Annotated in this window: 13 protein-coding genes; 7 read left to right on the forward strand and 6 right to left on the reverse strand. The window is 61.9% G+C overall.

What is annotated here, in order from left to right:
- Positions 1-27: 27 nt before the first annotated feature.
- Complete coding sequence (locus tag O3300_RS23975) at positions 28-1,659, reverse strand: NAD(P)/FAD-dependent oxidoreductase (RefSeq protein WP_305054319.1); 1,632 nt, start codon at positions 1,657-1,659, stop codon at positions 28-30.
- A gap of 1,499 nt (positions 1,660-3,158) precedes the next feature.
- Between O3300_RS23975 and O3300_RS23980 the strand changes: the two genes are divergently transcribed.
- Positions 3,159-6,221, forward strand: a complete 3,063-nt coding sequence (locus tag O3300_RS23980; RefSeq protein WP_289899854.1) for a TonB-dependent receptor plug domain-containing protein — start codon at positions 3,159-3,161, stop codon at positions 6,219-6,221.
- Between the two features lie 157 nt (positions 6,222-6,378).
- Here O3300_RS23980 and O3300_RS23985 read toward each other — a convergent pair whose 3' ends face one another.
- Entirely contained in the window at positions 6,379-7,104 is a 726-nt protein-coding gene (locus O3300_RS23985) for a 16S rRNA (uracil(1498)-N(3))-methyltransferase (protein WP_305054320.1), read from the reverse strand.
- A 188-nt stretch (positions 7,105-7,292) separates the two neighbouring features.
- On the opposite strand from O3300_RS23985, the gene tkt reads away from it, so the two are divergent.
- Complete coding sequence (gene tkt, locus O3300_RS23990) at positions 7,293-9,290, forward strand: transketolase (protein ID WP_099665305.1); 1,998 nt, start codon at positions 7,293-7,295, stop codon at positions 9,288-9,290.
- A 79-nt stretch (positions 9,291-9,369) separates the two neighbouring features.
- Positions 9,370-10,380 (forward strand): type I glyceraldehyde-3-phosphate dehydrogenase, encoded by a 1,011-nt coding sequence (gap, locus tag O3300_RS23995; RefSeq protein WP_305054321.1) that lies wholly within the window; start codon positions 9,370-9,372, stop codon positions 10,378-10,380.
- A 63-nt stretch (positions 10,381-10,443) separates the two neighbouring features.
- Here gap and O3300_RS24000 read toward each other — a convergent pair whose 3' ends face one another.
- From O3300_RS24000 to glnE, 3 genes are all read right to left on the reverse strand, one after another.
- Positions 10,444-10,638 (reverse strand): hypothetical protein, encoded by a 195-nt coding sequence (locus O3300_RS24000; protein ID WP_251349803.1) that lies wholly within the window; start codon positions 10,636-10,638, stop codon positions 10,444-10,446.
- 138 nt (positions 10,639-10,776) lie between these two features.
- On the reverse strand, positions 10,777-11,553 hold the full coding sequence (locus O3300_RS24005; RefSeq protein ID WP_251349804.1) for a YoaK family protein: 777 nt from the start codon (positions 11,551-11,553) through the stop codon (positions 10,777-10,779).
- A 13-nt stretch (positions 11,554-11,566) separates the two neighbouring features.
- Positions 11,567-14,320: a bifunctional [glutamate--ammonia ligase]-adenylyl-L-tyrosine phosphorylase/[glutamate--ammonia-ligase] adenylyltransferase gene (glnE, locus tag O3300_RS24010; protein WP_369812321.1), complete on the reverse strand. Its 2,754-nt coding sequence runs from the start codon at positions 14,318-14,320 to the stop codon at positions 11,567-11,569.
- A gap of 259 nt (positions 14,321-14,579) precedes the next feature.
- Here glnE and O3300_RS24015 point away from each other — a divergent pair, with 259 nt between their 5' ends.
- From O3300_RS24015 to tldD, 3 genes are all read left to right on the forward strand, one after another.
- Positions 14,580-18,740 (forward strand): YhdP family protein, encoded by a 4,161-nt coding sequence (locus O3300_RS24015; protein ID WP_369812322.1) that lies wholly within the window; start codon positions 14,580-14,582, stop codon positions 18,738-18,740.
- Positions 18,741-18,770: 30 nt separating this feature from the next.
- Positions 18,771-19,571 carry a carbon-nitrogen hydrolase family protein gene (locus tag O3300_RS24020; protein ID WP_077400273.1) on the forward strand — a complete coding sequence of 267 codons (801 nt, stop codon included), beginning with the start codon at positions 18,771-18,773 and terminating at the stop codon, positions 19,569-19,571.
- A 157-nt stretch (positions 19,572-19,728) separates the two neighbouring features.
- Entirely contained in the window at positions 19,729-21,189 is a 1,461-nt protein-coding gene (gene tldD / locus O3300_RS24025; RefSeq protein ID WP_289899860.1) for a metalloprotease TldD, read from the forward strand.
- A gap of 147 nt (positions 21,190-21,336) precedes the next feature.
- Here the strand turns inward: tldD and O3300_RS24030 are convergent, their stop codons facing one another.
- Positions 21,337-24,183, reverse strand: coding sequence for a TonB-dependent receptor (locus O3300_RS24030; RefSeq protein ID WP_305054324.1), 2,847 nt, complete (start codon positions 24,181-24,183; stop codon positions 21,337-21,339).
- Between the two features lie 508 nt (positions 24,184-24,691).
- Between O3300_RS24030 and aroG the strand changes: the two genes are divergently transcribed.
- Positions 24,692-25,756 carry a 3-deoxy-7-phosphoheptulonate synthase AroG gene (gene aroG, locus O3300_RS24035; RefSeq protein WP_099665300.1) on the forward strand — a complete coding sequence of 355 codons (1,065 nt, stop codon included), beginning with the start codon at positions 24,692-24,694 and terminating at the stop codon, positions 25,754-25,756.
- Positions 25,757-25,806 lie beyond the last annotated feature (50 nt).

Here is a 25,806-nt window from a genome sequence, read left to right on the forward strand (position 1 = left end):
CCCGCCGCAGGGCGGAGGCAGCGTGGCCTAGCCGCGCGCCGCCATCGACAGGGCCACCGCCTCGGCCACCTTGATGCCGTCGACGGCGGCCGACAGGATGCCGCCCGCATAGCCGGCGCCTTCGCCGGCGGGGAACAGGCCCCGCGTGTTCAGGCTTTGCAGGTCGTCGTCGCGGCGCTTGATGCGGATCGGCGACGAGGTGCGCGTTTCCACGCCCGTCAGCACGGCGTCGGCCTTGTAATAGCCCTTGATTTGCTTGTTGAACGCCGGAAACGCTTCACGCAGCGCCGTGATCGCGTATTCGGGCAGCGAAGGCGCCAGGTCCGTCAGGTGCACGGCCGGCTTGTACGACGGCACCACGCTGCCAAATTCCGTCGAGGCGCGGCCAGCGACGAAGTCGCCGACCAATTGCCCTGGAGCATCGTAGTTGCCGCCACCCAAGGCAAATGCACGCTCTTCCAGTTCGCGCTGCAGGGCGATGCCGGCCAGCGGATCGCCCGGATAGTCGGCCGGCGTGATGCCGACCACGATGGCGCTGTTGGCGTTGCGCTCGTTGCGCGAATACTGGCTCATGCCGTTCGTCACCAGGCGGCCCGGTTCCGAGGCGGCCGCCACCACCGTGCCGCCCGGGCACATGCAGAAGCTGTAGACGGAGCGGCCATTGCTGGCATGGTGCACGAGCTTGTAGTCGGCCGCACCCAGGATCGGGTGGCCGGCGCTGGGGCCGAAGCGGCAGCTGTCGATCAGGGATTGCGGGTGTTCCACGCGGAAGCCGATCGAGAACGGTTTCGCTTCGATGTACACGCCGCGCTTGTGCAGCATTTCAAAGGTGTCGCGCGCGCTGTGGCCGATGGCCAGCACGACGTGGTTGCTGGCGATGGTTTCGCCATTGTCCAGCACCACGCCGCGCACCTGGCCGCCGTCGGCACCTGGCACGATGTCGAGGTCGACCACTTTGCTGCTGAAACGGTATTCGCCGCCCAGCCGCTCGATATTCGCGCGCATTTCTTCCACCATCTTGACCAGGCGGAAGGTGCCGATGTGTGGCTTGCTCACATACATGATTTCCTCGGGCGCGCCCGCCTTGACGAATTCCGTCAAGACCTTGCGGCCGTAGTGTTTGGGATCCTTGATCTGGCTGTACAGCTTGCCGTCCGAGAAGGTGCCGGCGCCGCCTTCGCCGAACTGCACGTTCGATTCGGGATTGAGCTCGCGCTTGCGCCAGAAGCCGAAGGTGTCGACCGTGCGTTCGCGCACCTGCTTGCCCCGTTCCAGGATGAGGGGGCGCAAGCCCATCTGCGCCAGGATCAGCGCCACGAACAGGCCGCACGGACCCGTGCCGATGATGATGGGGCGCGGTTCATTGGTGTGGCCAGCCAGCTGTTCGCCGCCGGCGACGAATTTGTAGTCGGTGTCGGGCGCGGGCATCAGGTGCACGTCGTGCTGCAGGCGCGCCAGCACGGCCGCTTCATTCTTGACGTCCACATGCAGCGAGTAAATCAACACCACGGCGCTGCGCTTGCGCGCGTCATAGCTGCGTTTGAAGACGGTAAAGCCGAGCAAATCGGCCGCAGCGATGCCCAGGCGCGCCAGGATGGCGGCGGGCAGGGCCGCTTCGTCGTGTTCGAGAGGGAGTTTTACTTCGTTGAGTCGCAGCATGGTGTCTATCCGAAAAGTGCAGGGCTCCGTATCTAGCGGAGAGTGGGCAGCCGCGTGGCGCGGCGCAAGGCGGCATTTTACTCCTTCTTGCGGGCAATGCATGGCGGCCTGGGCGGATATCGGGCCATTTTCCTGTCGCATGGGCGTTGTCGGCGGCCGGGTGCCGCAGGGGAAGCGGCGCGTCTCCTGACGCCGCGTTCGCGCCGATGCCTGACGCGATGGCGCGGCACGACAGCGCGCTTCCGCAGCGCACCATTCTGGTGCGCCAGCCTGTCGTTTCGCCGCCACGGCAGGCATGGGCAATGCGACAGACTGACTTTGTCCGAAGGCTTGATGGCCGGGGCCGTTGCCTGTTTTTAGATATTGCCTATTTTGTGCACGGTGCGCTGTTGTTGCGATATCAAATTACATGCTTGTTGATCGGACGATTTTTGAAGCTGCGATAAGAAGTTGAATATCAATATGTATAGGCAAATTATGAATTTTCTTGCCAAGTTGAATGGACAAGAGGTGCTGCAGCGATGCGGGGAGAGGGGATGTTCCGCAGCCGCGGGAAGGCTGCCATCGTGGCATGGCGGGTCAGCGTGCTGCTGGCGTTGCCACATTTAACCATGCGCGCATGGGAGGGAAGCTGCGAGCCGGCACCGGCCATCAAAACCTGTTTTTAATTCCAGATTATTGTATGCAATAACTGCAGATGTTATTCCATGCGATTCTCATCGAGAAATAAGAGCATTGCGTTATTGCGTTATTGCGTTATATGTTCTGATTGCCCAGATATGGATTTTTTGATGGCGCTGATTTTTTATTTCTCGGAGGGGAGAATGCAGGGTGTGTTTCTATTTATTTTTTTTATTCTGATAATGAATATGGAAATTCTATTTCCGGATACTGATAATCGTTGGTGCGTCTAATAACTTATATTCAAACGCAAATAACTCCGTGAGAAGTATTCATACAATGTAATTGAAAACTTCAGGTTTGAATAGTTCAATTCCATCGGGTGTTGTCAATCTGCAACAGGTCTGCTGCCATCCCGCATGCTTCGCATGCTCGGAAGGCGGCGTTTCAAGGGCTGCAGGAGCGCCATGGCAGGTATTCCACGTTCTGGCCATGGGCGTGAGGCGAGCGCAACGTCGTGTGTTTTCAAACAATAATTTTTCGCATATTAATATGCGTTTTTTTGCAGTGCATCAAATTGGTGCATTGCCGCACAATCTTGGACGCATTTGCCATTGTCCGGCGCCATTCATTTTTGTTGTATCTTTGCATCATATTTTCCTACTATGTTGACAGTGAACAATCGCATATGGTTTTATGTATCGCTTAGGCAAGTAGGTTTTTCCTGTTTTGTCTGAAGCCTGCCATATCAGTGGTGGGAGAGTGTCAAATCATCAAAAACTAAAACCGGAAATAAAAACGTATTAAACATGATTTAGTGCTTAAAATTTACCAAGCAACTCTACCAGAGACGCTTAATCTAATAATTAGGAAACCACATGTTGAGAAAAACAGTTTTAGTTCGTGCGCTGGCGCTGGCCTTCAGCGCCGGCGCCATGTCCGCCATGGTCGTTGCTCCCGTCATGGCGCAGTCAAACGCAGCAGGTAGTATTTTTGGTAAGGTCGGCAGCGGCGCTGGCGATACCGTCGTGTTGCAAAACAATGGTACCAACCAGACGCGTTCCACGGCAGTTGATGCAAACGGTGCATTCCGTGCCACGAGTCTGCCTATCGGCACCTATACCGTGACGCTGAAGAAGGGCGAATCGGTTGTTGGCACCACGTCGCTGGAAGTGCTGGCCGGTCAAGGCGTCGAGGCGATTTTCCCTGTTGCTGGCGGCGTTCAGGCCGTGCAAGTGACGGGTCGTCGCAACCGCATCGATATCTCGAGCTCGACCAATGGCGCGACCTTCACCGCGCGCGAGCTGGACAAGTTGCCGATCGCACGTAACGTCGAGGCAATCGTTCAACTCTCCCCGAATACCACCCGTGGCGATCCGACCTATCCCGCCGGAGCCAGCTTCGGTGGTGGCGGCGCTTCGGAAAATGCCTACTACATCAACGGTTTCCCGGTAACCAACCCGCTGTCGCAGTTGGGCGCGATGGAACTGCCATTTGGCGCGATCGCTCAGGCTCAGGTTTTGACGGGCGGTTACGGCGTTGAATTTGGCCGTTCGGTTGGCGGCGTGGTCAACGTCACGACCAAATCCGGTACCAACACCTGGGAAGCCGGTGCCCTGGTCTCGATCGCACCGAAGTCGTTGCGCGCCAAGTCGCGTGACATGTACTACGCCAATACCGGCGTGTTCCCGCAAACAGACGGGACCCTGCGTATTCGCCGCGAAGACAATGAATTCGAGCAAAAACAGTACTCCGCCTATGTTGGTGGTCCGCTGATCAAGGATACCTTGTTCGGTTTCGTTGCACTGGAACAAACTCGCGCCGAAAGCAATGGCGTCTTCGGCGGCCGTACCGCGCTGACTAACGATAGTAACGGCTGGCGCGACTACAAGACCACCACGCAGCGCTACTTCGGTAAGTTGGACTGGAATATTTCCGATAATCATCGCATCGAGTTCACCACGATCGGTGACTTGCCAGAGACCGATACGCAATTCCGTTCGTACAAATACGATACCCGCGCCGTCGGCAGCAAGGTCAATTCGTCTACCCACGAAGAATACGGCCCATTCAACCCGAACGGCGGCGAAGCCAACATTGCGCGCTACGTTGGTAACATTTCCGATAACCTGACCGTCACGGCCCTGTATGGCCAGTCGCGTGCCAAGCATATCTATCAGCCTACGGGCTACGATCCAACGCTGGCACAAGTGAGTGCGGCAAAGGCGGATCAGGCGCAAGGCTTGAACTACACGGGCGGCCAGCCGTTCTCGACCAATCAACCAGTCAATGGTGCCATCGATCGCGTAACGTCCAAGCGTCTGGATTTGGAATACAAGATTGGCAACCATACCCTGCGTGCTGGTCTGGACAATAACAAGATGTCCTCGACAGACGCTGGCGACGCCCTGGCCGGTGGCGTACTGTGGTTGTACGGCAAGACACCGGATGCCACTCAGCCATTTAACGTTCCTGGCGGCCAAGTTGGCGTGCTGGCAGGCAAGGGCCCGCTCGCATCGCAAGGTTTTTATGTGTCGCGTGTCCTGTCCTCGACCGTATCGAATGCTTTCGCTGGTCAGGATGCTCAGTACATTGAAGATCGCTGGCAAGTGACGAAGGACGTCTTGCTGACCGCAGGTCTGCGTCGCGAAGGCTTCTACAATGCCAACCAGGACGGCACCAAGTATATTGAGATGAAGAACCAATACGCTCCACGCGTAGCAGCAGTGTGGGACGTGAATGGCGATGCATCGTTCAAAGTATTCGGTAGCGCTGGCCGTTACACCCTGCAAATGCCAACCGTGATCGCTCTGCGCGGTGCAAACGGTTCGCTGAACACCAACCAGTACTACGCTTACACGGGTACGGATGCGCATGGTGCGCCAACGGGCTTGACCCAGTTGACGGATGTCTTGTCTGCAAACAATGAATTCGGTCAAGCAAAAGATCCGAAAACCGTTGCTGCACTGGACATGAAACCATCGTTCCAGGATGAGTTGACCCTGGGCTTTGAAAAGGCCTACAACCCTAGCCTGAATTTCGGTGCCAAGGTTACTTACCGTACCCTGAAATCGACGATCGATGACTTCTGCGATGGCCGCGTGCTCATTAAATACGCCAAGCGTAATGGTATCGATACTTCGAACTACGGCGGCTTTAACTGCGCATCGTTCAACCCGGGCGAAGCAAATGACTTCCTGGTTGACTTTGCAGGTACGCAGTCCAACTACACCCGCGTCCACCTGACGAAGGAAGACCTGGGCTTCGACAAGGCCAAGCGTACTTACGCTGCACTTGATGTGTTTGCTGAGCATCCATACCGTAACGGCTGGTATGGTAAGGTCAACTACACCCTGTCGCGCAGCAGCGGCAATACCGAAGGTCAGACGCTGTCTGATACCACGACTGGCCAGGCAGACGTTGCCGCTACCCAGACCTGGGATTACGCAGCACTGATGCGCTATGCGGATGGCCGCCTGCCAAATGATCGTAAGCATCAGATCAAGGCTTACGGCTTCTACGACCTGACCCCAGAGTGGACCGTGGGTGCAGCCGCCTTGCTCGCTTCGGGCCGCCCACGTTCGTGCGTTGGTACCAACCCGAACACGCAGTCGGTCGAAGATAAGGACTTTAACTATCAGTCCGCTTCGCACTATTGCTTCGGTGCAACTGGCAATCAGAACGTTCCTTCGCCACGTGGCGCCGTGGGCAATCTGCCATGGGACAAAAACCTGGACTTGAACGTGGCGTACAAACCAGCGTATGTGCCAGGCCTGTCTGTGAAACTGGACATCTTCAATGTGTTCGACACGCAAACCACGCAAAAAGTGGTCGAGCGTTACAACACCAACCAGGGACGCTATGCTCTGTATGAATCGGTACTGAGCTACACCGCACCTCGTTCGATGAAGTTCACCGCTGAGTTCAACAAGAAGTTCTAATTGTGTGATGGCCGCCGGCTTGCCGGCGGCTTGCAAAAGACACGATTTCAGTAAAAATGCCGCCCCCTGTCAGACAGGGGGCGGCATTTTTTTTGGCTATGTCCACGGCAGGCGTGGGAACGCCCCCGGCGTTGCCTTCAATATGGTTTCTGGCCTCTTACATCCCGCCCCACAATGCCGCCAGGGTGGCCAGCGCCGTCAGGCCTGCCGTTTCCGTGCGCAGGATGCGCGGGCCCATGGCCAGGCCGATGGCGCCGGCGGCCAGCGCTGCCTTTTCTTCCGCTTCCGAAAAGCCGCCTTCCGGGCCCACCATCACGGTGATCGCCTGCGGCGGCTGGTGGCGGGCCCAGTCGGCCAGCGACTGCTCCGCGCGCGGCGTCAAAATGATGCGTTTATGCAAATCTTGCTGGCGGCTCCAGTGATTGAAATCCTGCAATGGCGCCAGCTGGGCCAGGCGGTTGCGCCCGCATTGTTCCGAAGCGGAAACGATAATGCCTTGCCAATGCGCGAGTTTTTTCTCGGCCCGCTCGGCGGACAGGCGCACGACGCAGCGCTGCGCCGACAGCGGCACGATGCCCGCCGCGCCCAGTTCGATGGCTTTTTCGATGATCCAGTCCATTTTGGACGCTTCCGGCAAGGCCTGCGCCAGGGTCACGGCATACGGCAGCTCCGCTTCGCGCGCCACGTGCGTCTGGATTTCAGCCGTCACGCTGCGCTTGGCGACCGTCACCAGGCTCGCCTGCACTTCGCCCCCTTCGCCATTGAACAGGGTGATCAGGTCGCCCGGCGCCAGGCGCACGACCTGGATATGGTGGGCGACAGCCTCCGGCAGGGCGATGGTGGTGCCGGCAACGAGCGGCTGGGGACAGAAAAAACGCGGCATGCAAATCCTCAACGGGGGTATAAGTGGGGTGGAAAGACGTCAAAGTATAGCCATTTGGCGGGCCAGTACGCCGCAATTCTAATTTGCGGCCCCCCAGTCTGGTAAAATACTTGACCACAGAAAGCAGCCGGCTTCCCTGTCCGTGCTGTTGCAAACGAATTCCAAACTCGCGACTGACCCATACCATCATGACAACTACGCTCCCGACTACCAAAATGGCCAATGCGATCCGCGCACTGGCAATGGACGCTGTACAAAAGGCCAACTCCGGCCATCCAGGCATGCCGATGGGCATGGCCGAGATTGCAGTTGCCCTGTGGAGCGGTCACTATCGCCACAATCCCGCGAATCCAAAATGGCAGAACCGCGACCGTTTCCTGTTGTCGAACGGCCACGGCTCGATGCTGCACTACGCGCTGCTGCACCTGACCGGTTACGAACTGTCGATGGATGACATCAAGGCGTTCCGCCAGATGCATTCGAAAACCCCGGGCCACCCGGAAGTCGATGTCACGCCAGGCGTGGAAACGACCACCGGCCCGCTGGGCCAGGGTATCGCCAACGCCGTCGGCATGGCCCTGTCGGAGCAATTGCTGGCCGCTGAATTCAACAAGCCTGGCTACGATATCGTCAACCACTACACCTACGCGTTCGTGGGCGATGGTTGCCTGATGGAAGGTATTTCGCACGAAGTGTGCGCGCTGGCCGGCACCCTGGGCTTGAACAAACTGATCGCCCTGTACGATGACAACGGCATTTCCATCGACGGCAAAGTCGAAGGCTGGTTTACGGACGACACCCCGGCCCGCTTCGAAGCGTACGGCTGGAACGTCATCCGCGCCGTCGACGGCCACGATGTTGCCGCCGTGGCTGCCGCCATCGCCGCCGCCAAGAAGGCCAGCAAGCCAACCTTGATCTGCTGCAAGACCATCATCGGCAAGGGTTCGCCGAACCTGCAAGGCGGCGACAAGGTCCACGGCGCCGCGCTGGGCGACAAGGAAATCGCTGCCGTACGCGAATACATCGGCTGGGATGCCGCCCCGTTCGAGATGCCGGCCGACGTGTACGCAGCCTGGGATGCCAAGAAGCAAGGCGCCCTGCTGGAAGCGGACTGGAACGAGCGTTTCGCCGCCTATGGCCGCGAATTCCCGCAGCAAGCCGCGGAACTGAGCCGCCGCATGCAGGGCGACTTGCCAGCCGCGTTTGAAACGGCGCTGTCGGCCGCCATCGCTTCCTGCGTCGAGAAGAAAGAAAACATCGCCACCCGCAAGGCCAGCCAGAACGCCATCCAGGCGCTGGCGTCGTCCCTGCCGGAATTCCTGGGCGGCTCGGCCGACCTGACCGGTTCGAACCTGACCAACTGGAAAGAGTGCGTGGCCGTGCGTTCGGGCCAGCCTGGCAACCACATCAACTATGGCGTGCGCGAATTCGGCATGAGCGCCATCATGAACGGCATTACCTTGCACGGCGGCTACATTCCGTTCGGCGCCACGTTCCTGACGTTCTCCGACTACAGCCGCAATGCGCTGCGCATGGCCGCGCTGATGAAACTGCGTTCGATCTTCGTGTTCACCCACGATTCGATCGGCCTGGGCGAAGACGGCCCGACGCACCAATCGGTCGAGCACGTCTCGTCGATGCGTTTGATCCCGAACCTGGACAACTGGCGTCCGTGCGACACCGTCGAGTCGGCTGCTGCCTGGGGCGCCGCCGTGCGCCGCAAGGATGGTCCGTCGACCCTGATCTTCTCGCGCCAGAACCTGCCGTACCAGGAGCGTAGCGCCGAACAGATCGAGAACATCTACCGCGGCGGCTATGTGCTGAACGACGTGGCCGATGCCAAGGCGATCCTGATCGCCACCGGTTCCGAAGTGGAACTGGCCGTCGCCGCCGCCAGCGCGCTGGCTGCCGAAGGCATCGCCGTGCGCGTGGTGTCGATGCCGTCGACCGACGTGTACGACCGCCAGGACGCCGCCTACAAGGCCAGCGTGCTGACGAAAGGCGTGCCGCGCGTGGCCATCGAAGCGGGCGTGACCAGCTTCTGGTACAAATACGTGGGCCTGGAAGGCGCCGTGGTCGGTATCGACACGTTTGGCGAATCGGCTCCGGCCGGCGTGCTGTTCAAGCACTTCGGCTTCACGGTCGAGAATGTCGTAGCCAAGGTTAAAGCCGTTATCGCTGGCTAATATTGATTTTGAGCAGACCCTGGTCATGTGCTGGCCGGGGTGCTGTGCTGATACCTTTTTTTTTAATCAGGAGCAGAGTATGACGATCAAAGTTGCAATCAACGGCTACGGCCGCATCGGCCGTAATGTATTGCGCGCTTTCTACGAAGGCGGCAAGAAACAGGATATCCAGATCGTTGCCATCAACGACCTGGGCGATGCCAAATCGAACGCCCACCTGACCCGCTACGACACCGCGCACGGCAAGTTCCCGGGCACGGTCACCGTCGAAGGCGACAACATGATCGTCAATGGCGATCCGATCCGCGTATTCGCACAGCGCAACCCGGCTGAAATCCCATGGGGCGAGCTGGGCGTGGACGTCGTGCTGGAATGCACGGGCTTCTTCACCACCAAAGAGAAAGCTTCGGCTCACTTGAAGGGCGGCGCGAAAAAAGTCATCATTTCGGCACCAGGCGGCAAGGATGTCGATGCGACCGTCGTGTTCGGCGTGAACCACTCCGTGCTGAAATCGACGGACACCGTCATCTCGAACGCTTCGTGCACCACCAACTGCCTGGCACCGCTGGTCAAGCCGCTCAACGACGCCATCGGCATCGAAACGGGCCTGATGACCACCGTGCACGCCTACACCAACGACCAGGTGCTGTCCGACGTGATGCATGAAGACCTGCGTCGCGCCCGTTCGGCCACCATGAGCATGATTCCGACCAAGACGGGCGCTGCTGCCGCCGTGGGCCTGGTGCTGCCTGAGCTGAATGGCAAGCTGGACGGTTTCGCCATCCGCGTGCCGACCATCAACGTGTCGCTGGTCGACCTGTCCTTCATCGCCAAGCGCGACACCACCGTGGAAGAAGTCAACGCGCTGATGAAGGCCGCTTCGAAAGGCGCCCTGGAAGGCATCCTGACGTACCAGACCGAACCGCTGGTCTCGATCGACTTCAACCACAACCCGGCGTCGTCGAACTTCGATTCGACCCTGACCAAAGTGTCGGGCCGCCTGGTAAAAGTGTCGTCGTGGTACGACAACGAGTGGGGTTTCTCGAACCGCATGCTCGACACCACCGTTGCATTGATGTCGGCCAAGTAATCTTTTGACCGCATAAAAAAACGCCCTTCGGGGCGTTTTTTTTCGTCTGTTGCTTTAGTCCGCTTACTCAGGGTCGACGTTGGCGCACTGTGCGTACCAGAGTTCGCAGTCATTGTTATTGCCCTGATAGCAGCTGTTCAAGAGATAGGTGCACGTATCCGGCGGTCTGCGTGCATGTTCGGTCGCGTTACTGGCAAACGAGGCAGCGATGCCGACGGCAGTGGCAAAGACAAACAGGGCTTTTTTGATGGAAATCATTTTTCTCGCTTTCACAATTGGACAACGGTAGGGTGTCAAATCAAAAGGCCGCCACGGCAGGCATGGTGAACCGGCCAGACGCAGAAAAATATTAGCATTAAAACCAGTATTTTATTGCTTTAAAGAAAAATATTTTTGCTAACGGAGGATGTGCAGGCGGCGCCGGTAAAAGCGCCACAGCAGGCGCAAATCGCGCAGCACGGGCACGCCCGACAGCAGGGTCAGCACGCCGGCGAGCAGGATGGTGGCGGCAGGAAAGCCGATGTGCTTGAAGGCCAGGGCGCCGCTGACGCCGCCGATGAAGAAGCAGGCGATCAGCAGGCTGTGGGTTCTCAGCTTGCCGCGGTTGACCTTGACCATCCGGTCCGGCAGGTGGCGCCGGTTGTAATACGCCATCTTGCCCAGTTCGATGCCGATGTCGGTGGACAGTCCCGTCACGTGCGTGGTGCGGATGACGGCGCCCGAAATCTTGGTGATGATGGCGTTTTGCAAACCCATGACAAAGCACAGCAGCAAGATGGTGACGGGGCCCAGCACGTCGGGCATGGTGGCCAGGTAATTGCCCGTCAAGCCGAACAGCAATAACAGGGCCGCTTCCAGCAGCAGGCTGGCGGCAAACTGGCTGTGCAGGCGCCGCCGCTTGCCCCAGTTCACCATGATGGCCGTCACGGCCGCGCCGCTGACAAAGGCCAGCCACGCGCCCAGCGCCGCCAGGGCCAGCGTGATATTGCCCAGCGCCAAGTCATCCGCCATGCCCGAGACGATGCCCGTCATGTGCGAGGTATAGCCGCCGATGGCAAGAAAGCCGCCCGCATTCACGGCGCCGGCCACCAGCGCCAGCACGCAGCCCAGCTGCAGATTGGCTTGCGTATCGCGCGCCGATCCGCTCAGGCGGGACAGGTAATGAAGCGGCATGCCCGGGCCGGCCTCAGGCGGTGGCGCCGAAGATGGCTTGCCACAGGCGCATGACGTGGTCCGCATGCACGCGCACTCTTTCCGGTTCCACGCGGGCCAGGTCCTGTCCTTGCAGGCGCAGCTGGTGCTGCAGCTTGCGCAGCGCGCGGTAGGCGTCGGCCACCAGGGCGGCCAGCTGGGCGTCGATCAACCCCAGTTCGCCGCACAGGCGCAGCAGGGCGATATTGCCCGAGTTGGCCGTCAGCTGCGGGTACTGCGCCGCATGCTGGAGCACCAGGTATTGCACCATGAACTCGATGTCGATCATGCCGCCCGGATCTTGTTTCAGATCAAAGTTACCGGGGCGGGGCGGGTGGGCGTCCAGCATCTTCTTGCGCATGGCCACCACTTCGCCCTTGAGGGGGCCGTTTTCCGGCCTTTCCTTGCGCAAGATCGTGTCGCGGATGCGCTCGAAATGCTTGCCGATGCCGACATCGCCGGCGCAGAAGCGCGCGCGCGTGAGCGCCTGGTGTTCCCACACCCAGGCCGCGCTGCCCTGGTAGCGCTCGAAGGCTTGCACGCTGGAAACCAGCATGCCCGAGGCGCCGTCGGGACGCAGGGCGATGTCGATATCGAACAGAATGCCGGCCGAGGTGTGCGAGGTCATCCAGGTAATGAAGCGCTGCGCCAGCTTGGCGTACAGGCCGGGCGCTTCCTGGTCGTCGTCGTCGAAGAGGAAGATGACGTCGAGGTCCGAGACATAGCCCAGCTCCTTGCCGCCCAGCTTGCCGTACGCGATGACGGCGAATTTCGGCACCTCGCGGTGGCGCGTGGGCAAGGTTTGCCAGACGGCTTGCACGGTGGCGGCGACGATGATGTCGGCCAGCTGGGACAGGTAATCGGCCAGCTTCTCCACGCTCAGGTCGCCCGCCAGGTCTTGCGCTAGGCACTGGAACAGCTGCGCGTGGTGTGTTTCGCGCAGGATATCCATCTGCCGCTCCGTGTCGCCGGGCGCGTCGTCGAGCTGGCGTTGCAAGTCCAGCGCCAGCGCGGCCGGGTCAGGCACCGTATTGCGGATGCGTTCATCGAGCAGCTCGTCGAGCAGTATCGGATGCTGCGTGAGGAAGGTGGCGGCCCAGCCGCTGGCGCACACCATGCGCACGACGCGCTCGAGCGTATGCGGGTATTCCGTCAACAGCGACAGATAGGCCGAGCGGCGCGCGATGGCCTCCAGGAAATCGAGCAGGCGGCCCAGGGTGGCCAGCTGGCTGGCGTTGCCGTTGGACACGGAGCAATCGGTGATCAGGGGCAGGGCGGAATTGACGAGGGCCACTAAACGCGTGCGGCTCGCCTCGGGCAAGGATTGCAGCCGCGGCGCCTGCCACGTGGCCAGCAGGCGGCGCGCGCAGGCGGCCGGTTCATGGAAACCAAGGGCGGCGAAGCGCGCCTCGATGGCTTCCTGCTGGTCCGAGGCGGCGCAGTCGTTCGACGTTTGCGGGTCGATGTCCGTGTCGGCCGGCGGCGTGCCGCTGCTCTTGTCGCTGAACATTTCGTCGAACTGGCCGGCGACAAACACGCGGTGCGCTTCCAGCTGGGCCAGCAGGGTGGGCGTGTCGGGTAAACCCATCATCTGCGCCACGGTGAGGCGGTCGGCCTCGTTCGCGGGCAAGGTATGGGTTTGCGCATCGTCAAGATACTGCAGCCGGTGTTCCAGGTTGCGCAGGAAAGTGTAGGAACCCAGCAATTGTTCCACGATGGCCGGCTCCAATAGCCCCTTGTCTGCCACCGTGCGCAGGGTGGCACGCGTGGAACGTTCGCGCAGCTCGGCGTCGCGCCCGCCCCGTATCAATTGAAACACTTGCGCGAGGAACTCGATTTCGCGGATACCGCCACGGCCCAGCTTGACGTTGTTGCTGCGGTCCGGATGCAGCCGCTCCTGGCGGTTGACCTCGGCGCGGATCTGGCCATGCATGGTACGGATGGCATCGATGACGCCGAAATCGAGGTAGCGGCGGAAGACGAAGGGGCGCACGATGGCGTCGAGCGCGGCGATGTCTTCCGGCTTGCCCGTCACGGCGCGCGCCTTGACCCAGGCGTAGCGCTCCCATTCGCGCCCTTGCACGATCAGGTACTGTTCCACCATGCCCAGGCTGGCGGCCAGCGGGCCGGAATTGCCGTTCGGACGCAGGGCCATATCTACACGGAAAGTAAAACCGTCTTGCGTGATCTCCGCCAGGGCGGCGATCAGTTTCTTGCCCATGCGAATGAAAAACTCGTGGTTGGACAGGCTGCGCTGGCCCGGCAAGGTGACTTGCGTATCGCCATCTTCCGGGTAGACAAAGATCAGGTCGATGTCCGACGAGACGTTCAGCTCGCCGCCGCCCTGCTTGCCCATCGCCAGCACCATCAAGGCTTGTTCCTCGCCCGATTCCTCGCCGACGGGCATGCCGTGCAGGGCCACCATCTCGGCCATGATGGCGTCCACATGCGTGCGGATGGCGAAATCGGCAAAACCCGTCATGGCGGTCACGACTTCGTTCAAGTCGGCCTGGCCGCCAAGATCGCGCGCGATCAGGCCGCAGACGAGCAGGTTGCGCAGGCGGCGCATGGCCCGTTCTGGCGGCAGCGGCGGCGTGGCGGCGTTCGCCTGGGCGGCCAGCTCGGCGGCAAAGTCGAGCCCGTCCAGCGGCGCGCGCACCAGTTGCGCCACCTGCGCGGCGCGCTCGGGGGCGGCGTCCAGCCAGCGCTGGTAGAAACGGGAGGCGGAAATCAAAGGCTGTGTGCTCATGGTATCGGTAAGGGTCTCGTGGATGCTGCGTGCATGTTCTTGTTTAACTTGGCTGCGAACGGCGGGGGATGCGGTAAAATTGTGCCGCTGGCCGTATACCGCCGGTAGTGCGTGCTCTTCCGGACGATGGTAAGGGAGGCTTTGCTCAGACGCAAGCGCAAGGATGCAGGCGCGCACCACGAATGCAGACGATTTTTGCCATTATTTGACGCCGGGCCAGTTTATTAGCTTATTGATGCAAAAACCGCCAGAAGCAAGCGTGACAGAACATGTGCCATTGGCCCTGCGCTGGCAGAGGCTGCGTGCCGCCTATCGCATGGCCAACCTGGCCACCCACCATGTATTGGGTTTTACCATCAAACTGGTGCTGCTGGCGTATTTCGCCTTCGCCGTGCTGTTTTTATTCCTGCGCTACGCTATCTTGCCGAATATCGACTATTACAAAGGCGATATCGAGCGGGCGGCCAGCCGCGCGCTGGGCAACCCTGTCAGTATCGCGCGCATTTATGCTTCCTGGCATGGCGTGCGGCCGAATCTCTTCCTCGGCGACGTGACCCTGCGCGACCAGGCGGGGCGCCAGGCGCTGAGCCTGCCGAGCATTTCGGCGACCGTGTCGTGGTGGAGCGTGCTCGGTTCCGTGCGCTTCACTACCCTGGAAATCACGCGGCCCGACCTGGACGTGCGGCGCAGCATGGATGGCAAGCTGTATGTGGCTGGCGTGCTCGTCGACAGCAGCCAGGGCAGCGACGGCAAGGGCGCCGACTGGCTGCTGTCGCAGCATGACATCATCATTCGCGACGGCAAGGTGCGCTGGACGGACGAAGCGCGCGGCACGCCGGAGCTGGCTTTAACCCAGGTCAACTTGCTGCTGCGCAACCGCTGGCGCAGCCACCGGCTGGGCTTGCAGGCCACGCCGCCCGCCAGCCTGGCCGCACCCATCGATGTGCGCGCTCACTTCACGCATCCGCCTTTCAGCACGCGCATCTCGGATGTGTCGATGTGGAAGGGCGAGCTGTATGCGGACCTGAAAAACGCCGACCTGGCCGCCTGGCGCCGCTACCTCGATTACCCGTTCGAGCTGAGCCAGGGCAAGGGCGCCTTGCGCGCCTGGTTGAGCCTGGATCACGCGCGCCTGGCCGGCTTCACGGCCGACGTGGGCTTGACGGATGTGCAGGCACAGCTGGGCGAGCATATCGCCCCGCTCGACTTGCTGTCGGTCAGCGGGCGTATTTCGGCAAAAGAAGAGCTGTCGGCGCAGGTGCCGGACGGCAAGCCCACCTTTGGCGCGAATGGCCATCAGGTGGAGTTGACGAATTTCGCGGTAGAAACACGCGACGGTCTCAGCCTGCCGCCCACGACCCTGTCCGAGCGTTTCATTGCCGCCACCAAGCGCAAGCCGGCGCGCACGGAAATCACGGCCAAGTCGCTCGATTTGCAAACCCTGGCCGCGCTGGCCGACAAGCTGCCGCTGGGCGAACAGCAGCGCCAGCGCCTCGACGCCCTGGCGCCGCGCGGGCGTTTGCAGGATTTCTCGGCGCAATGGGAAGGCGAGATGGCGACTCCTGCCAGCTACCGGCTGCGCGGCAAGCTCATCGACCTGGGCCTGAATGCGCAGCCGGCGCGCCTGGCCGTGGCGAAGACGGCGAGCAGCCCCGCGCAGGCGGCCGCACCGGCCATTCCCGGCTTTGACAAACTCAGCGGCACCATCGACGCCAACGACAAGGGTGGCAGCATCGCTATCGATGCGCAAGACCTGGTGCTGCAGTTTCCATCGTACCTGAGCGAACCGGCCATGCCGTTCGAACAATTCGCCATGCAGGCGCGCTGGACGTTTGAAGCGGAGAATATGTTGCAAGTCGAGCTGGACAAGCTCGACTTCAATCAGCAAGGCTTGCGCGTCGCCTTGCAAGGCACGCACCGCATGCCGCTCGACGGCAAGAACCTGGGCCAGGTCGACTTGACGGGCACGATAGACAATTTCCAGATCAACACCATCGGCCGTTACCTGCCGCTGCAAACGCCCGAACACCTGCGCCACTGGCTGACGGGGGCGCTGGAAGGCGGCGTGGCGCGCGATGTCAGCCTGCGCCTGCGCGGCGAACTCGAGCATTTCCCCTTCAAGGCCGACACGCCGGCCCAGCGTAATCGGGGCGATTTCCGCGTGGCCGGCAAGCTCGAGAATGGCACCCTGAACTACGCGCCCGGCGAATTTGCGGAAAGCGGCCCGCTGGCAGGCAAGGCGCCCCTGTGGCCGCAGGCGGACAAGATCAAGGGCAGTTTCGTGTTTGAACGGGCGCGTATGGAAATCCGCGGCGACACGGCCATCACGGGCGGCGTGGCCTTGACGAATGTCAAAGCCGTGATCCCCGACCTGACTGTGTTCGACACCTTGCTCGACATTGAAGGCAACGCGGCCGGCCCCATGCAGGAATTCCTCAAGTACGTGACGGCCAGCCCCGTGCTGGGCTGGATCGAGCATTTCACGGATGAAACGACGGCGACGGGCAACGCCAGGCTGGCCCTCAAATTGCACTTGCCGATCGAGCGCATGCTCGAATCGACCGTGCAGGGCAGCTTGCAGCTGGCGGGCAACGACGTGGTGCTGTTCCACGACATGCCGCCCGTATTGGGTACGCAGGGCAAGATCGAATTCAATGAAAAGGGCGTCAACCTGAACGGCTTGAACGGCAGCCTGCTGGGCGGGCCGCTGGCCATCTCGGGCGGCACGCAGGCGGACAGTTCCATCCAGGTCAAGATTGCCGGCAACATGACCATCGACGGCTTGCGCAAGACGTATCCGGCGCCCGTGCTGCAGCGCCTGGCGAAACATTTGAATGGCGGCGCGCGCTACAGCGGCTTGATCACGGCGCGCGACCACCAGGTGGTGGTCAATGTGGAGTCGCCGCTGACGGGCCTGGGCCTGGATTTCCCCGCTCCCCTGAAGAAGCCGGCCGGCGACAGCCTGCCCGTGAAATTCACCTTGACGGGCAATGCGGCCAACGGCGCGGGCCTGCGCACGGACGATATCCGCATCGCGCTGGGATCCGGCATTGCCGCGCGTTACCAGCGCCAGAAGCAGGGCAAGGACGCCTGGCGCCTGGTGCGTGGCGGCATCGGCGTGAACGTGCCGGCGCCGGAACCGGACAGCGGCATGATGTTCAACGTCAACATGAAAACCCTGGACGTGGACAGCTGGATCGCCGCCGGCAGCGAGATCGCCGGCAGCGGCTCGGCGCCCACCGACAGCGGCGCCGCCGACGATGCCCCCGATATCGCGCAATACGTGGTGCCGGACATGATGGCCGCCCGTGCCAGCGAACTGATGCTGGGCGAGCGCAAGCTGGAAAACGTGGTCGTGGGCGCCACGCACCAGAAGGATGTGTGGCAAGCTAATATTGATGCAAAACAAGTGTCAGGCTATGTGACCTGGCTGGAAACGCCGTCCGGCCTGGGCAAGATGACGGCGCGCCTGTCGTCGCTGATCATTCCGGAGTCGGCCGCCAACGACGTGAAGAATTTGCTGGAGGGAAAGAACGGCGCGCAGTCGATTCCTTCGCTCGATATCGTCGCCGAGCAATTTGAACTGTTCAACAAGAAGATCGGCCGGCTGGAGTTGCAGGCCTATAACACCATGGCGGCGGGCGGGCGCGAGTGGCGCGTGGGCAAGCTGCAACTGTCGAATCCCGATGGCGCCCTGAGCGGCAATGGCAAATGGGTCATCAAGGATGGGCAAAGCACGACCAGCCTGCGTTTCGGCCTCGATATCGTCGATGCGGGCAAGCTGCTCGACCGCTTCGGCTTTGCCGACACGGTGCGCCGCGGCAAGGGCCGCCTGAGCGGCGACATCGCCTGGAACGGCTTGCCGTATTCGCTCGACATCCCCACCTTGTCGGGGCAGATCGAGATGAACGTGGAATCGGGCCAGTTCCTCAAGCAGGATCCGGGCGCGGCCAAGCTGTTGGGCGTGCTCAGCCTGCAAGCCTTGCCCCGCTTGCTGAAACTCGATTTCCACGACGTGTTTTCCGAAGGCCTGGCCTTCGACGGCATCACGGCCAACGCCAGCATCAAGCGCGGCGTGGTGAGCACCGATAACCTCAAGATGCATGGCGTGGCGGCAACCGTACTGATGGATGGCACGGCCGATATCGCCAATGAAACGACGAATTTGCACGTGGTGGTGATCCCGGAATTCAACCTGGGCACGGGGCCGCTCGTGTACGCGCTGGCCGTCAACCCCGTCATCGGCCTGGGCAGTTTCCTGGCGCAATTGTTCCTGCGTGCGCCCGTGATGAAGGCGCTCACTTACCATATGCAGATCGCCGGGCCGTGGAAAGCGCCCGTCGTGACCAAGCTCGATGGTGGTAAATTGGACCCTGTCGCCGTGCCTGCCGCCGCAGCGGCGGAGGCCGTGGCGAAATAGGCGCGGCGTTCGAATGGAGAAGAGGTGGCAATGATGCATACAGTCGCAGCAGTACAAATGATTTCCTCGCCTTCCGTGGAAGACAACCTGGCCACGGCGCGCCGCCTGGTGGCGCAGGCCGCCGCCGGTGGCGCGCAGCTGGTGGTCCTGCCCGAGTACTGGGCCATCATGGGCAAGCAGGAAACGGACAAGCTGGCCCATGCGGAACAGCCCGGCAGCGGACCCATCCAGGATGGCATGGCGCAGATGGCGCGCCAGCACGGCATCTGGCTGATCGGCGGTACCTTGCCCCTGATTTCCGGCGAGGAGGGCAAGGTCCTCAACACCACGCTGGTGTATGACCCGCAAGGCGAACCGGCCGGCCGCTACGACAAGATCCACCTGTTCGGTTTTACGCGCGGCGCCGAGTCGTACAACGAATCGCGCACCATCGTGCCGGGTGCGCAGGTGCGCTCGATCGAGACGCCGTTTGGCCGGGTCGGCCTGTCCATCTGCTATGACTTGCGCTTTCCCGAACTCTACCGCGCCATGGGCGATTGCGCGCTGATCGTCGTGCCGGCCGCGTTTACCCATACGACGGGCAGCGCCCACTGGGAAGTGCTGCTGCGCGCGCGCGCCATCGAAAACCAGTGCTATGTGCTGGCCTCGGCGCAGGGCGGCTTGCATCCGAACGGCCGCCGCACCTGGGGCCACAGCATGCTGATCGACCCGTGGGGCGAAGTGAAAGCCGTGTTGCCCGAAGGCGAGGGCGTGGTGAGCGGCGAGATCGACCTGCTGTTTTTGGCCGGCGTGCGCGAATCCTTGCCAGCCCTGGCGCACCGCACTATGTGAGGGTACCTGACATAAGCTACTGCGCGTCGCGCTTTGCGGCCTGCGATGCTCACCGTGCTCAAGCACGGCTGCGCTTCTCGGCCACAAATCACTGCCGCTCGCTACGCTTCTGTCAGGTACTGAGAATGAGTTGAATATAATTAGCGAGTGCAAAGTTATGAAGCCATTTGAACCCAATCTGTCCAGCCTGGCCGTGGCGCGCGAGATACTGCTCACGCCGTTCGGCCTGGACGAAGACAAGCTGTTGAAAGCCCTGGGCACGATGTTTACGCACAAGGTCGACTATGCCGACCTGTATTTCCAGTCGACCAAGAGCGAAGGCTGGAGCCTGGAAGAGGGCATCGTCAAGACGGGCAGTTTTTCCATCGACCAGGGCGTGGGCGTGCGCGCCGTGTCCGGCGACAAGACGGCGTTTGCGTATTCCGACGACATTTCCGAGCGTGCCCTGTTGGAAGCGGCTGCGGCCACGCGCACGATTGCCCGCGCCGGCGCCGGCAGGATCAAGATCGCGGGCCAGATGCAGCCGCAGGGCGGACGGTCCTTGTACCTGCCCAACGATCCGCTCGCCTCTCTGGACGCCACGGCCAAGGTGCAATTGCTCGAACGCGTGGAAAAGATGGCGCGGGCGAAAGATCCCAGGGTCGTGCAAGTGATGGCGGGCCTGGCCGGCGAATATGACGTGGTGCTGGTGCTGCGCAGCGACGGCGTGCTGGCGGCCGACATCCGTCCGCTGGTGCGCGTCTCGCTGACGGTGATCGCGGAACAGAATGGCCGCCGCGAAACGGGCTCGGCAGGTGGCGGCGGACGTTACAGCTATGACTATTTCAGCGATGCCGTACTGGAACAATACGCGGCGGACGCCGTCAATTCGGCCTTGGTGAACCTGGAAGCGCGTCCGGCGCCCGCCGGCCCCATGACCATCGTGCTGGGGCCGGGCTGGCCCGGTATACTGTTGCACGAAGCCATCGGCCATGGCCTGGAAGGCGATTTCAACCGCAAGGGTTCGTCTGCGTTTTCCGGGTGCATCGGCGAGCGCGTGGCCGCCAAGGGCGTCACCGTGGTCGACGACGGCACCCTGGCTGGCCGGCGCGGCTCCCTGAATATCGATGACGAGGGCAACCCCACGCAGTGCACGACCCTGATCGAGGATGGCATCCTGAAGGGTTACATCCAGGACACCATGAATGCGCGCCTGATGAAGATGCCCGTGACGGGCAATGCGCGCCGCGAATCGTTCGCCCACCTGCCCATGCCGCGCATGACGAATACGTACATGCTGGGCGGCGACAAGGACCCTGGCGAGATCCTCGCCTCCGTCAAAAACGGTCTGTATGCCGTCAACTTCGGCGGCGGCCAGGTCGACATCACGAATGGCAAGTTCGTCTTTTCGGCCAGCGAAGCGTACATGATTGAAAACGGCAAGCTCAGCTACCCGGTGAAGGGGGCGACTCTGATCGGCAATGGCCCGGACGTGCTCAACCGCGTCTCCATGATCGGCAACGACATGCGCCTGGACTCGGGCGTGGGCGTGTGCGGCAAGGAAGGGCAGAGCGTGCCCGTGGGCGTGGGACAGCCGACCTTGCGCCTGGACGGCATTACCGTCGGCGGCACGGCTTAGATCGCCATTTCAGGAACCTACTGCGCAGCCCACTCTTGAGTTTGCGTTGCTCGCTGTACCTGAAGTACAGCTGCGCTACTCAACCCAATATTGGGCTTGCTCGCTACGGTTCCTGAAACGCCTGATACGTTGAAAATATGACGAAATTCAGAACTTGTACTTCACCCCCGCACTGATGAAGCGTCCCGCCGCGCCCGCGTAGTCGAGCGGGTTGTAGCCCGTGGCGCCATACGTGAGCGGATCGAGCGGGGCGATCTTGTCGAACAGGTTTTGTATGGTCGCAAACACTTCCAGCTTGGGCGTGGCCAGCCAGCGGGCCGTCAGGTCCACCGTGGTGAACGAGGCGATGCGGCAGCCGCGCGGCGCGTCCGTGCCGTCGGCGAAGTGCGTGGCGCAGCCGTCGGGGTCATTCTTGAACAGCAGGTTATCGAGCGGCGCGCGGTAGTTGACGTTGGCCGTGATGCGCCAGTTCTGGCGTTCCCAGGTGGCGCCCAGGTTGATGCGGTCGTCCGGCGTGCCCATGCAGTTGGACACGTCGCAATTGCCATGTGTGCCGGCAAAATCGCGCTGCGTGCCGTCCTGTTCCGTGCGCAGCCATTTGTACAGATGCGTCCACTTCAAGTCGAAGGTCAGGTTGCCATAGTCGCTGCCCAGGCTGAAGCGCTGGCGCGCGTCGATATCGATGCCGCGCACCGTCGTTTGCGCCGAATTCACATAATTGGCCAGCACGGCCGTGATAGCGCCCGGATCGCCGGCGATGCCGGTGGCCGTCGACGGGTCGCGCGCCACATGGCCTTCGGCGATGGCCGTATCCGTTTGCTCCTGGTTGATTTCATTCTTGCGGCGGATTTGCCACAGGTCGACGGAAATGCTGGTGCGCGGCAACGGGTCCCACACGGCGCCCACGGAATAGCTGCGTGAACGTTCGGGCGACAGCTTGGGATTGGGCGAGGTAATGACGGCGATGGAAGCCGGATCGCAGGCCGCTTCCACGCCCAGTGCGCAGCGCAGCGGATCGCTGGCGGTGGAGAACGCGGCCAGGCCGCCGACGCCGTTTTCCGCCGCGCTGGGGGCGCGGAAGCCCTTGGCGAAGGTGCCGCGCAGGGCCAGTTCGCGCACGGGCGTCCATTTCACGCCCACTTTCGGCGTATAGGAATTGCCCACGTCGGTGAAATGGTCGGCGCGCAGGGCGCCCGACAGTTCCACGCTCTTCAGCACGGGCGCCAGCACCTCGGCATAGATGGCAGACGCGTTGCGGCTGCCCTTGTAGGCGGAATAGCCGAGACCAATGATATTGCCCCGTTCCGTGCCCGTGGTGGGCTTGAGTTCCGTCGATTCGTGGCGGAATTCCGCGCCCACGGCCACGCCCAGGCCGCCGCCGTCCAGCTTGGCCACCTCGCGGCTGGCCTTGAAGTCGATCTGCGCGATATGCGTTTTGGCGTCGTTCGAGATGCGCGGCGACAGGGCCGCGTACAGCTCGCGCGAATTGAGGCCCGCGTTTTCCGCGATGCGCCACAGGCTGCCGGACGGCAGGGCCGCATACGCGGGGTTCAGGCTGGCCCGCTCCACATTGGCGGCGCTCGGGTTGAGCAGGGCGAAGGCGACGTCGCGTTGCAGGTAGCCGTCCAAGTCGTTCGACACCTTGTTCTGCGAGTACAGCAGGGCGCTGTCGATATCCCAGCCCGCCACGCTGCCCTTGATGCCGGCGACAAAGCGCATGAAGGTGGATGTGACTTCCGACAGGCGCGGCCCCACGTCGGCCGCCAGGTAGCGCAGCCGCGCCGCCGTGCCGAAATACGGATTGTCCGGGTGGGCGGCGCCCAGCGACACGCCCGCATTGCTGACGGGGCCGCCCGGATAGCCGACCGAGCCGCTGACCGTCGAGGGCGTGGTGGCCGAGTGCGATTCACTGTGATACAGATTCAGCTCGGCATACGTTTGCAGCTCCGGCGTCAGTTGCCAGGCGCCGCGGCCGAAGAAATTGATGTTCTTTTGCTTGGGCTGGATCTGGCCGTATTGCTGCGCGGCATCGGTCAGGCAGCCGCCGCCCGGATCTCCCTGCGGGTGAGTCGTGAAGTTGCCGCAGGCGGCGCCGGGGAAGGTGCGCGTAAAGCCCGCGCCAGCGAGGTTGCCGCGGTTGTAGTAGTCGAGCGTGTCGGGATTGCGCACATTGCCGTTGACGGCGCTGCCGGCCGCATTGTTGGTGGTGATGGCGCCCGCGCCGCTGAGGGTTTCCTGCGCGCTGAAGCCCAGGTCGCGCAAGTCGCTGCGGCCGACGGCGCCCCGACCGGCCCGGTCGCGGTTCCAGATGGCGGCCTTTTCGCTGTATTCGAGGTTCAGCAGCACGTTGTAGCGGTCCGTGTCGATGTCGCCGAAGCCGTACGTGATGGCGGCGCGCGCGTCGCGCCCGTCCCACTCCTTCGTCTTGCCGTAATTGCCCTTGATGGCCGTGCCCTGGTAGTCGCGCCGCAGGATCACGTTGACGACGCCGGCGATGGCGTCCGATCCATAGATGGCCGAGGCGCCATCCTTGAGGATTTCCACCCGTTCCACGGCTTCCAGGGGAATGATGTTCAGGTCGGCAAACACTTTCTGCCCGTCGTCGGCCAGGCCATATGGCGCGACGCGGCGGCCATTCAGCAGCACCAGGGTCGAGGCCGTGCCCAGGCCCCGCAGCGACACGCCGGAGGCGCCGGCGGCAAAGCCGTTGCCGAAGGTGGTGGGGACGGAGCCCTGGTTGTCGACGGCCAGGGTCTGCAGCAGTTCGGCCACGCTGGACTTGCCCGATTTTTCAATGTCGGCCGCGCTCAGGGTTTGCACGGCCGACGCCGTTTCCGCCTGCGCGCGGCGGATGTTCGAGCCGGTGATTTCCACGCGCGCAATCGGCGCGGCGTCCTGCGCCAGGACGGGTAGGCTCAGCAGTGCACTGGCCAGTGCCAGGCCCAGTCTGGGTGGTGAAAAGGCAGCGGAATGCAAGGATGGTGTAGGGATCATGCGGTTCTCCGGAAAGGTCAGGCAGTCAAAGGTCGTCGATACGTCCTTGAGTTTTGTCCGTGCGGCGACGCCGGGACTAGACCTGGATCAAGGAGTGCACCGCTTGTCGTCGATAGAATGGCTGGCGTGGCGTGGTTGCCACGACGGGCACAACGGTGGTGCCGGGGATGCAGAGTCGCGGCGAGATTCTCAGCGCGCAACTTTTTATGCTTTTTTGCGGGTTATGCAGTGTAAAACGGCAGCGGCATGCGGCTTTGCCGACAAATATGCTTGCCAACCCTTGCAATTTAGGTTTATAGTCGTTCATCACTTACGGATGACTCGCATGTTCGCTCGCCACTTTTTTACCGCTTATTTTTACTTTAGCAATTCCAACCCAAAGGCGGTGGAGTAGCGGTCGGTTCACGTAGCAGCAAAACGAGATCCCAGCAAATTCTAAAAAACCGCCACCGATGGCGGTTTTTTTTTACCCAGATGTTTTACCCTTCCTTAAATTTTGGAGAAAATGATGCCCCGCACCGATGATTTGCGCATTCGCGAAATGAAGGAACTGACCCCGCCGTCCCACCTGATCCGCGAATTTGCCTGCTCGGAGCAAGCCGAACAGACTGCCGCCAGCGCCCGCATTGCCCTGCACCGTATCCTGCATGGCCAGGACGACCGCCTGATGGTGGTGATCGGGCCTTGCTCCATCCACGACACCAAGGCGGCGATGGAATATGCGCGCCTGCTGGTCAAGGAACGCGCGCGTTTCGCGGGCGAACTGGAAATCGTCATGCGCGTCTACTTCGAGAAGCCGCGCACCACGGTGGGCTGGAAGGGCCTGATCAACGACCCGTACATGGACAACAGCTTCCGCATCAACGACGGCTTGCGCATGGCGCGTGAACTGTTGCGCGATATCAATGAGCTGGGCTTGCCGGCCGGCACGGAGTTCCTCGACGTGATCAGCCCGCAATACATCGCCGACCTGATCAGCTGGGGCGCCATCGGCGCGCGCACGACGGAGTCGCAGGTGCACCGCGAGCTGGCGTCGGGATTGTCCTGTCCGGTCGGCTTCAAGAATGGCACGGACGGCAATGTGAAAATCGCCGTGGAAGCCATCAAGGCCGCCTCGCAGCCGCACCATTTCCTGTCCGTCACGAAGGGCGGCCACTCGGCCATCGTTTCGACCAACGGCAACGAGGATTGCCACATCATCTTGCGCGGCGGAAAAACCCCGAACTATGACGCGGCCAGCGTGGACGAGGCGTGCAAGGCGATCGCCGCGCAAGGCCTGGCGGCGCGCCTGATGATCGACGCCTCGCATGCGAACAGCTCGAAAAAACCGGAAAACCAGATCCCCGTGTGCGCCGACATCGCCAGCCAGGTGGCCGGCGGCGATGGCCGCATCGTGGGCGTGATGGTGGAGTCGCACCTGGTGGCGGGCCGCCAGGATTTGATTCCGGGCAAGGAACTGATCTATGGCCAGTCCGTCACGGATGGCTGCATCGACTGGAGCGCCAGCGTGGCCGTGCTGGAAAACCTGGCGGCGGCCGTCAGGCAGCGCCGCCTGCAGGGCGACGCGGAATAAGGTGGCGCGCAGCATGAAAAAAAGCCCGGAAAGCTAAGCTTTCCGGGCTT

Origin of the sequence: Janthinobacterium sp. SUN206 (assembly GCF_030587305.1) — a bacterium.
In the GTDB taxonomy this organism is placed as follows: Bacteria; Pseudomonadota; Gammaproteobacteria; order Burkholderiales; family Burkholderiaceae_D; genus Janthinobacterium; species Janthinobacterium kumbetense.

Excerpts from the sequence above, each read along its gene's own strand:
- O3300_RS23975 (WP_305054319.1), bottom strand. The coding sequence starts at position 1,659 with ATGCTGCGACTCAACGAAGTAAAACTCCCTCTCGAACACGACGAAGCG.
- O3300_RS23980 (WP_289899854.1), top strand. The coding sequence starts at position 3,159 with ATGTTGAGAAAAACAGTTTTAGTTCGTGCGCTGGCGCTGGCCTTCAGC.
- O3300_RS23985 (WP_305054320.1), bottom strand. The coding sequence starts at position 7,104 with ATGCCGCGTTTTTTCTGTCCCCAGCCGCTCGTTGCCGGCACCACCATC.
- tkt (WP_099665305.1), top strand. The coding sequence starts at position 7,293 with ATGACAACTACGCTCCCGACTACCAAAATGGCCAATGCGATCCGCGCA.
- gap (WP_305054321.1), top strand. The coding sequence starts at position 9,370 with ATGACGATCAAAGTTGCAATCAACGGCTACGGCCGCATCGGCCGTAAT.
- O3300_RS24000 (WP_251349803.1), bottom strand. The coding sequence starts at position 10,638 with ATGATTTCCATCAAAAAAGCCCTGTTTGTCTTTGCCACTGCCGTCGGC.
- O3300_RS24005 (WP_251349804.1), bottom strand. The coding sequence starts at position 11,553 with ATGCCGCTTCATTACCTGTCCCGCCTGAGCGGATCGGCGCGCGATACG.
- glnE (WP_369812321.1), bottom strand. The coding sequence starts at position 14,320 with ATGAGCACACAGCCTTTGATTTCCGCCTCCCGTTTCTACCAGCGCTGG.
- O3300_RS24020 (WP_077400273.1), top strand. The coding sequence starts at position 18,771 with ATGATGCATACAGTCGCAGCAGTACAAATGATTTCCTCGCCTTCCGTG.
- tldD (WP_289899860.1), top strand. The coding sequence starts at position 19,729 with ATGAAGCCATTTGAACCCAATCTGTCCAGCCTGGCCGTGGCGCGCGAG.
- O3300_RS24030 (WP_305054324.1), bottom strand. The coding sequence starts at position 24,183 with ATGATCCCTACACCATCCTTGCATTCCGCTGCCTTTTCACCACCCAGA.
- aroG (WP_099665300.1), top strand. The coding sequence starts at position 24,692 with ATGCCCCGCACCGATGATTTGCGCATTCGCGAAATGAAGGAACTGACC.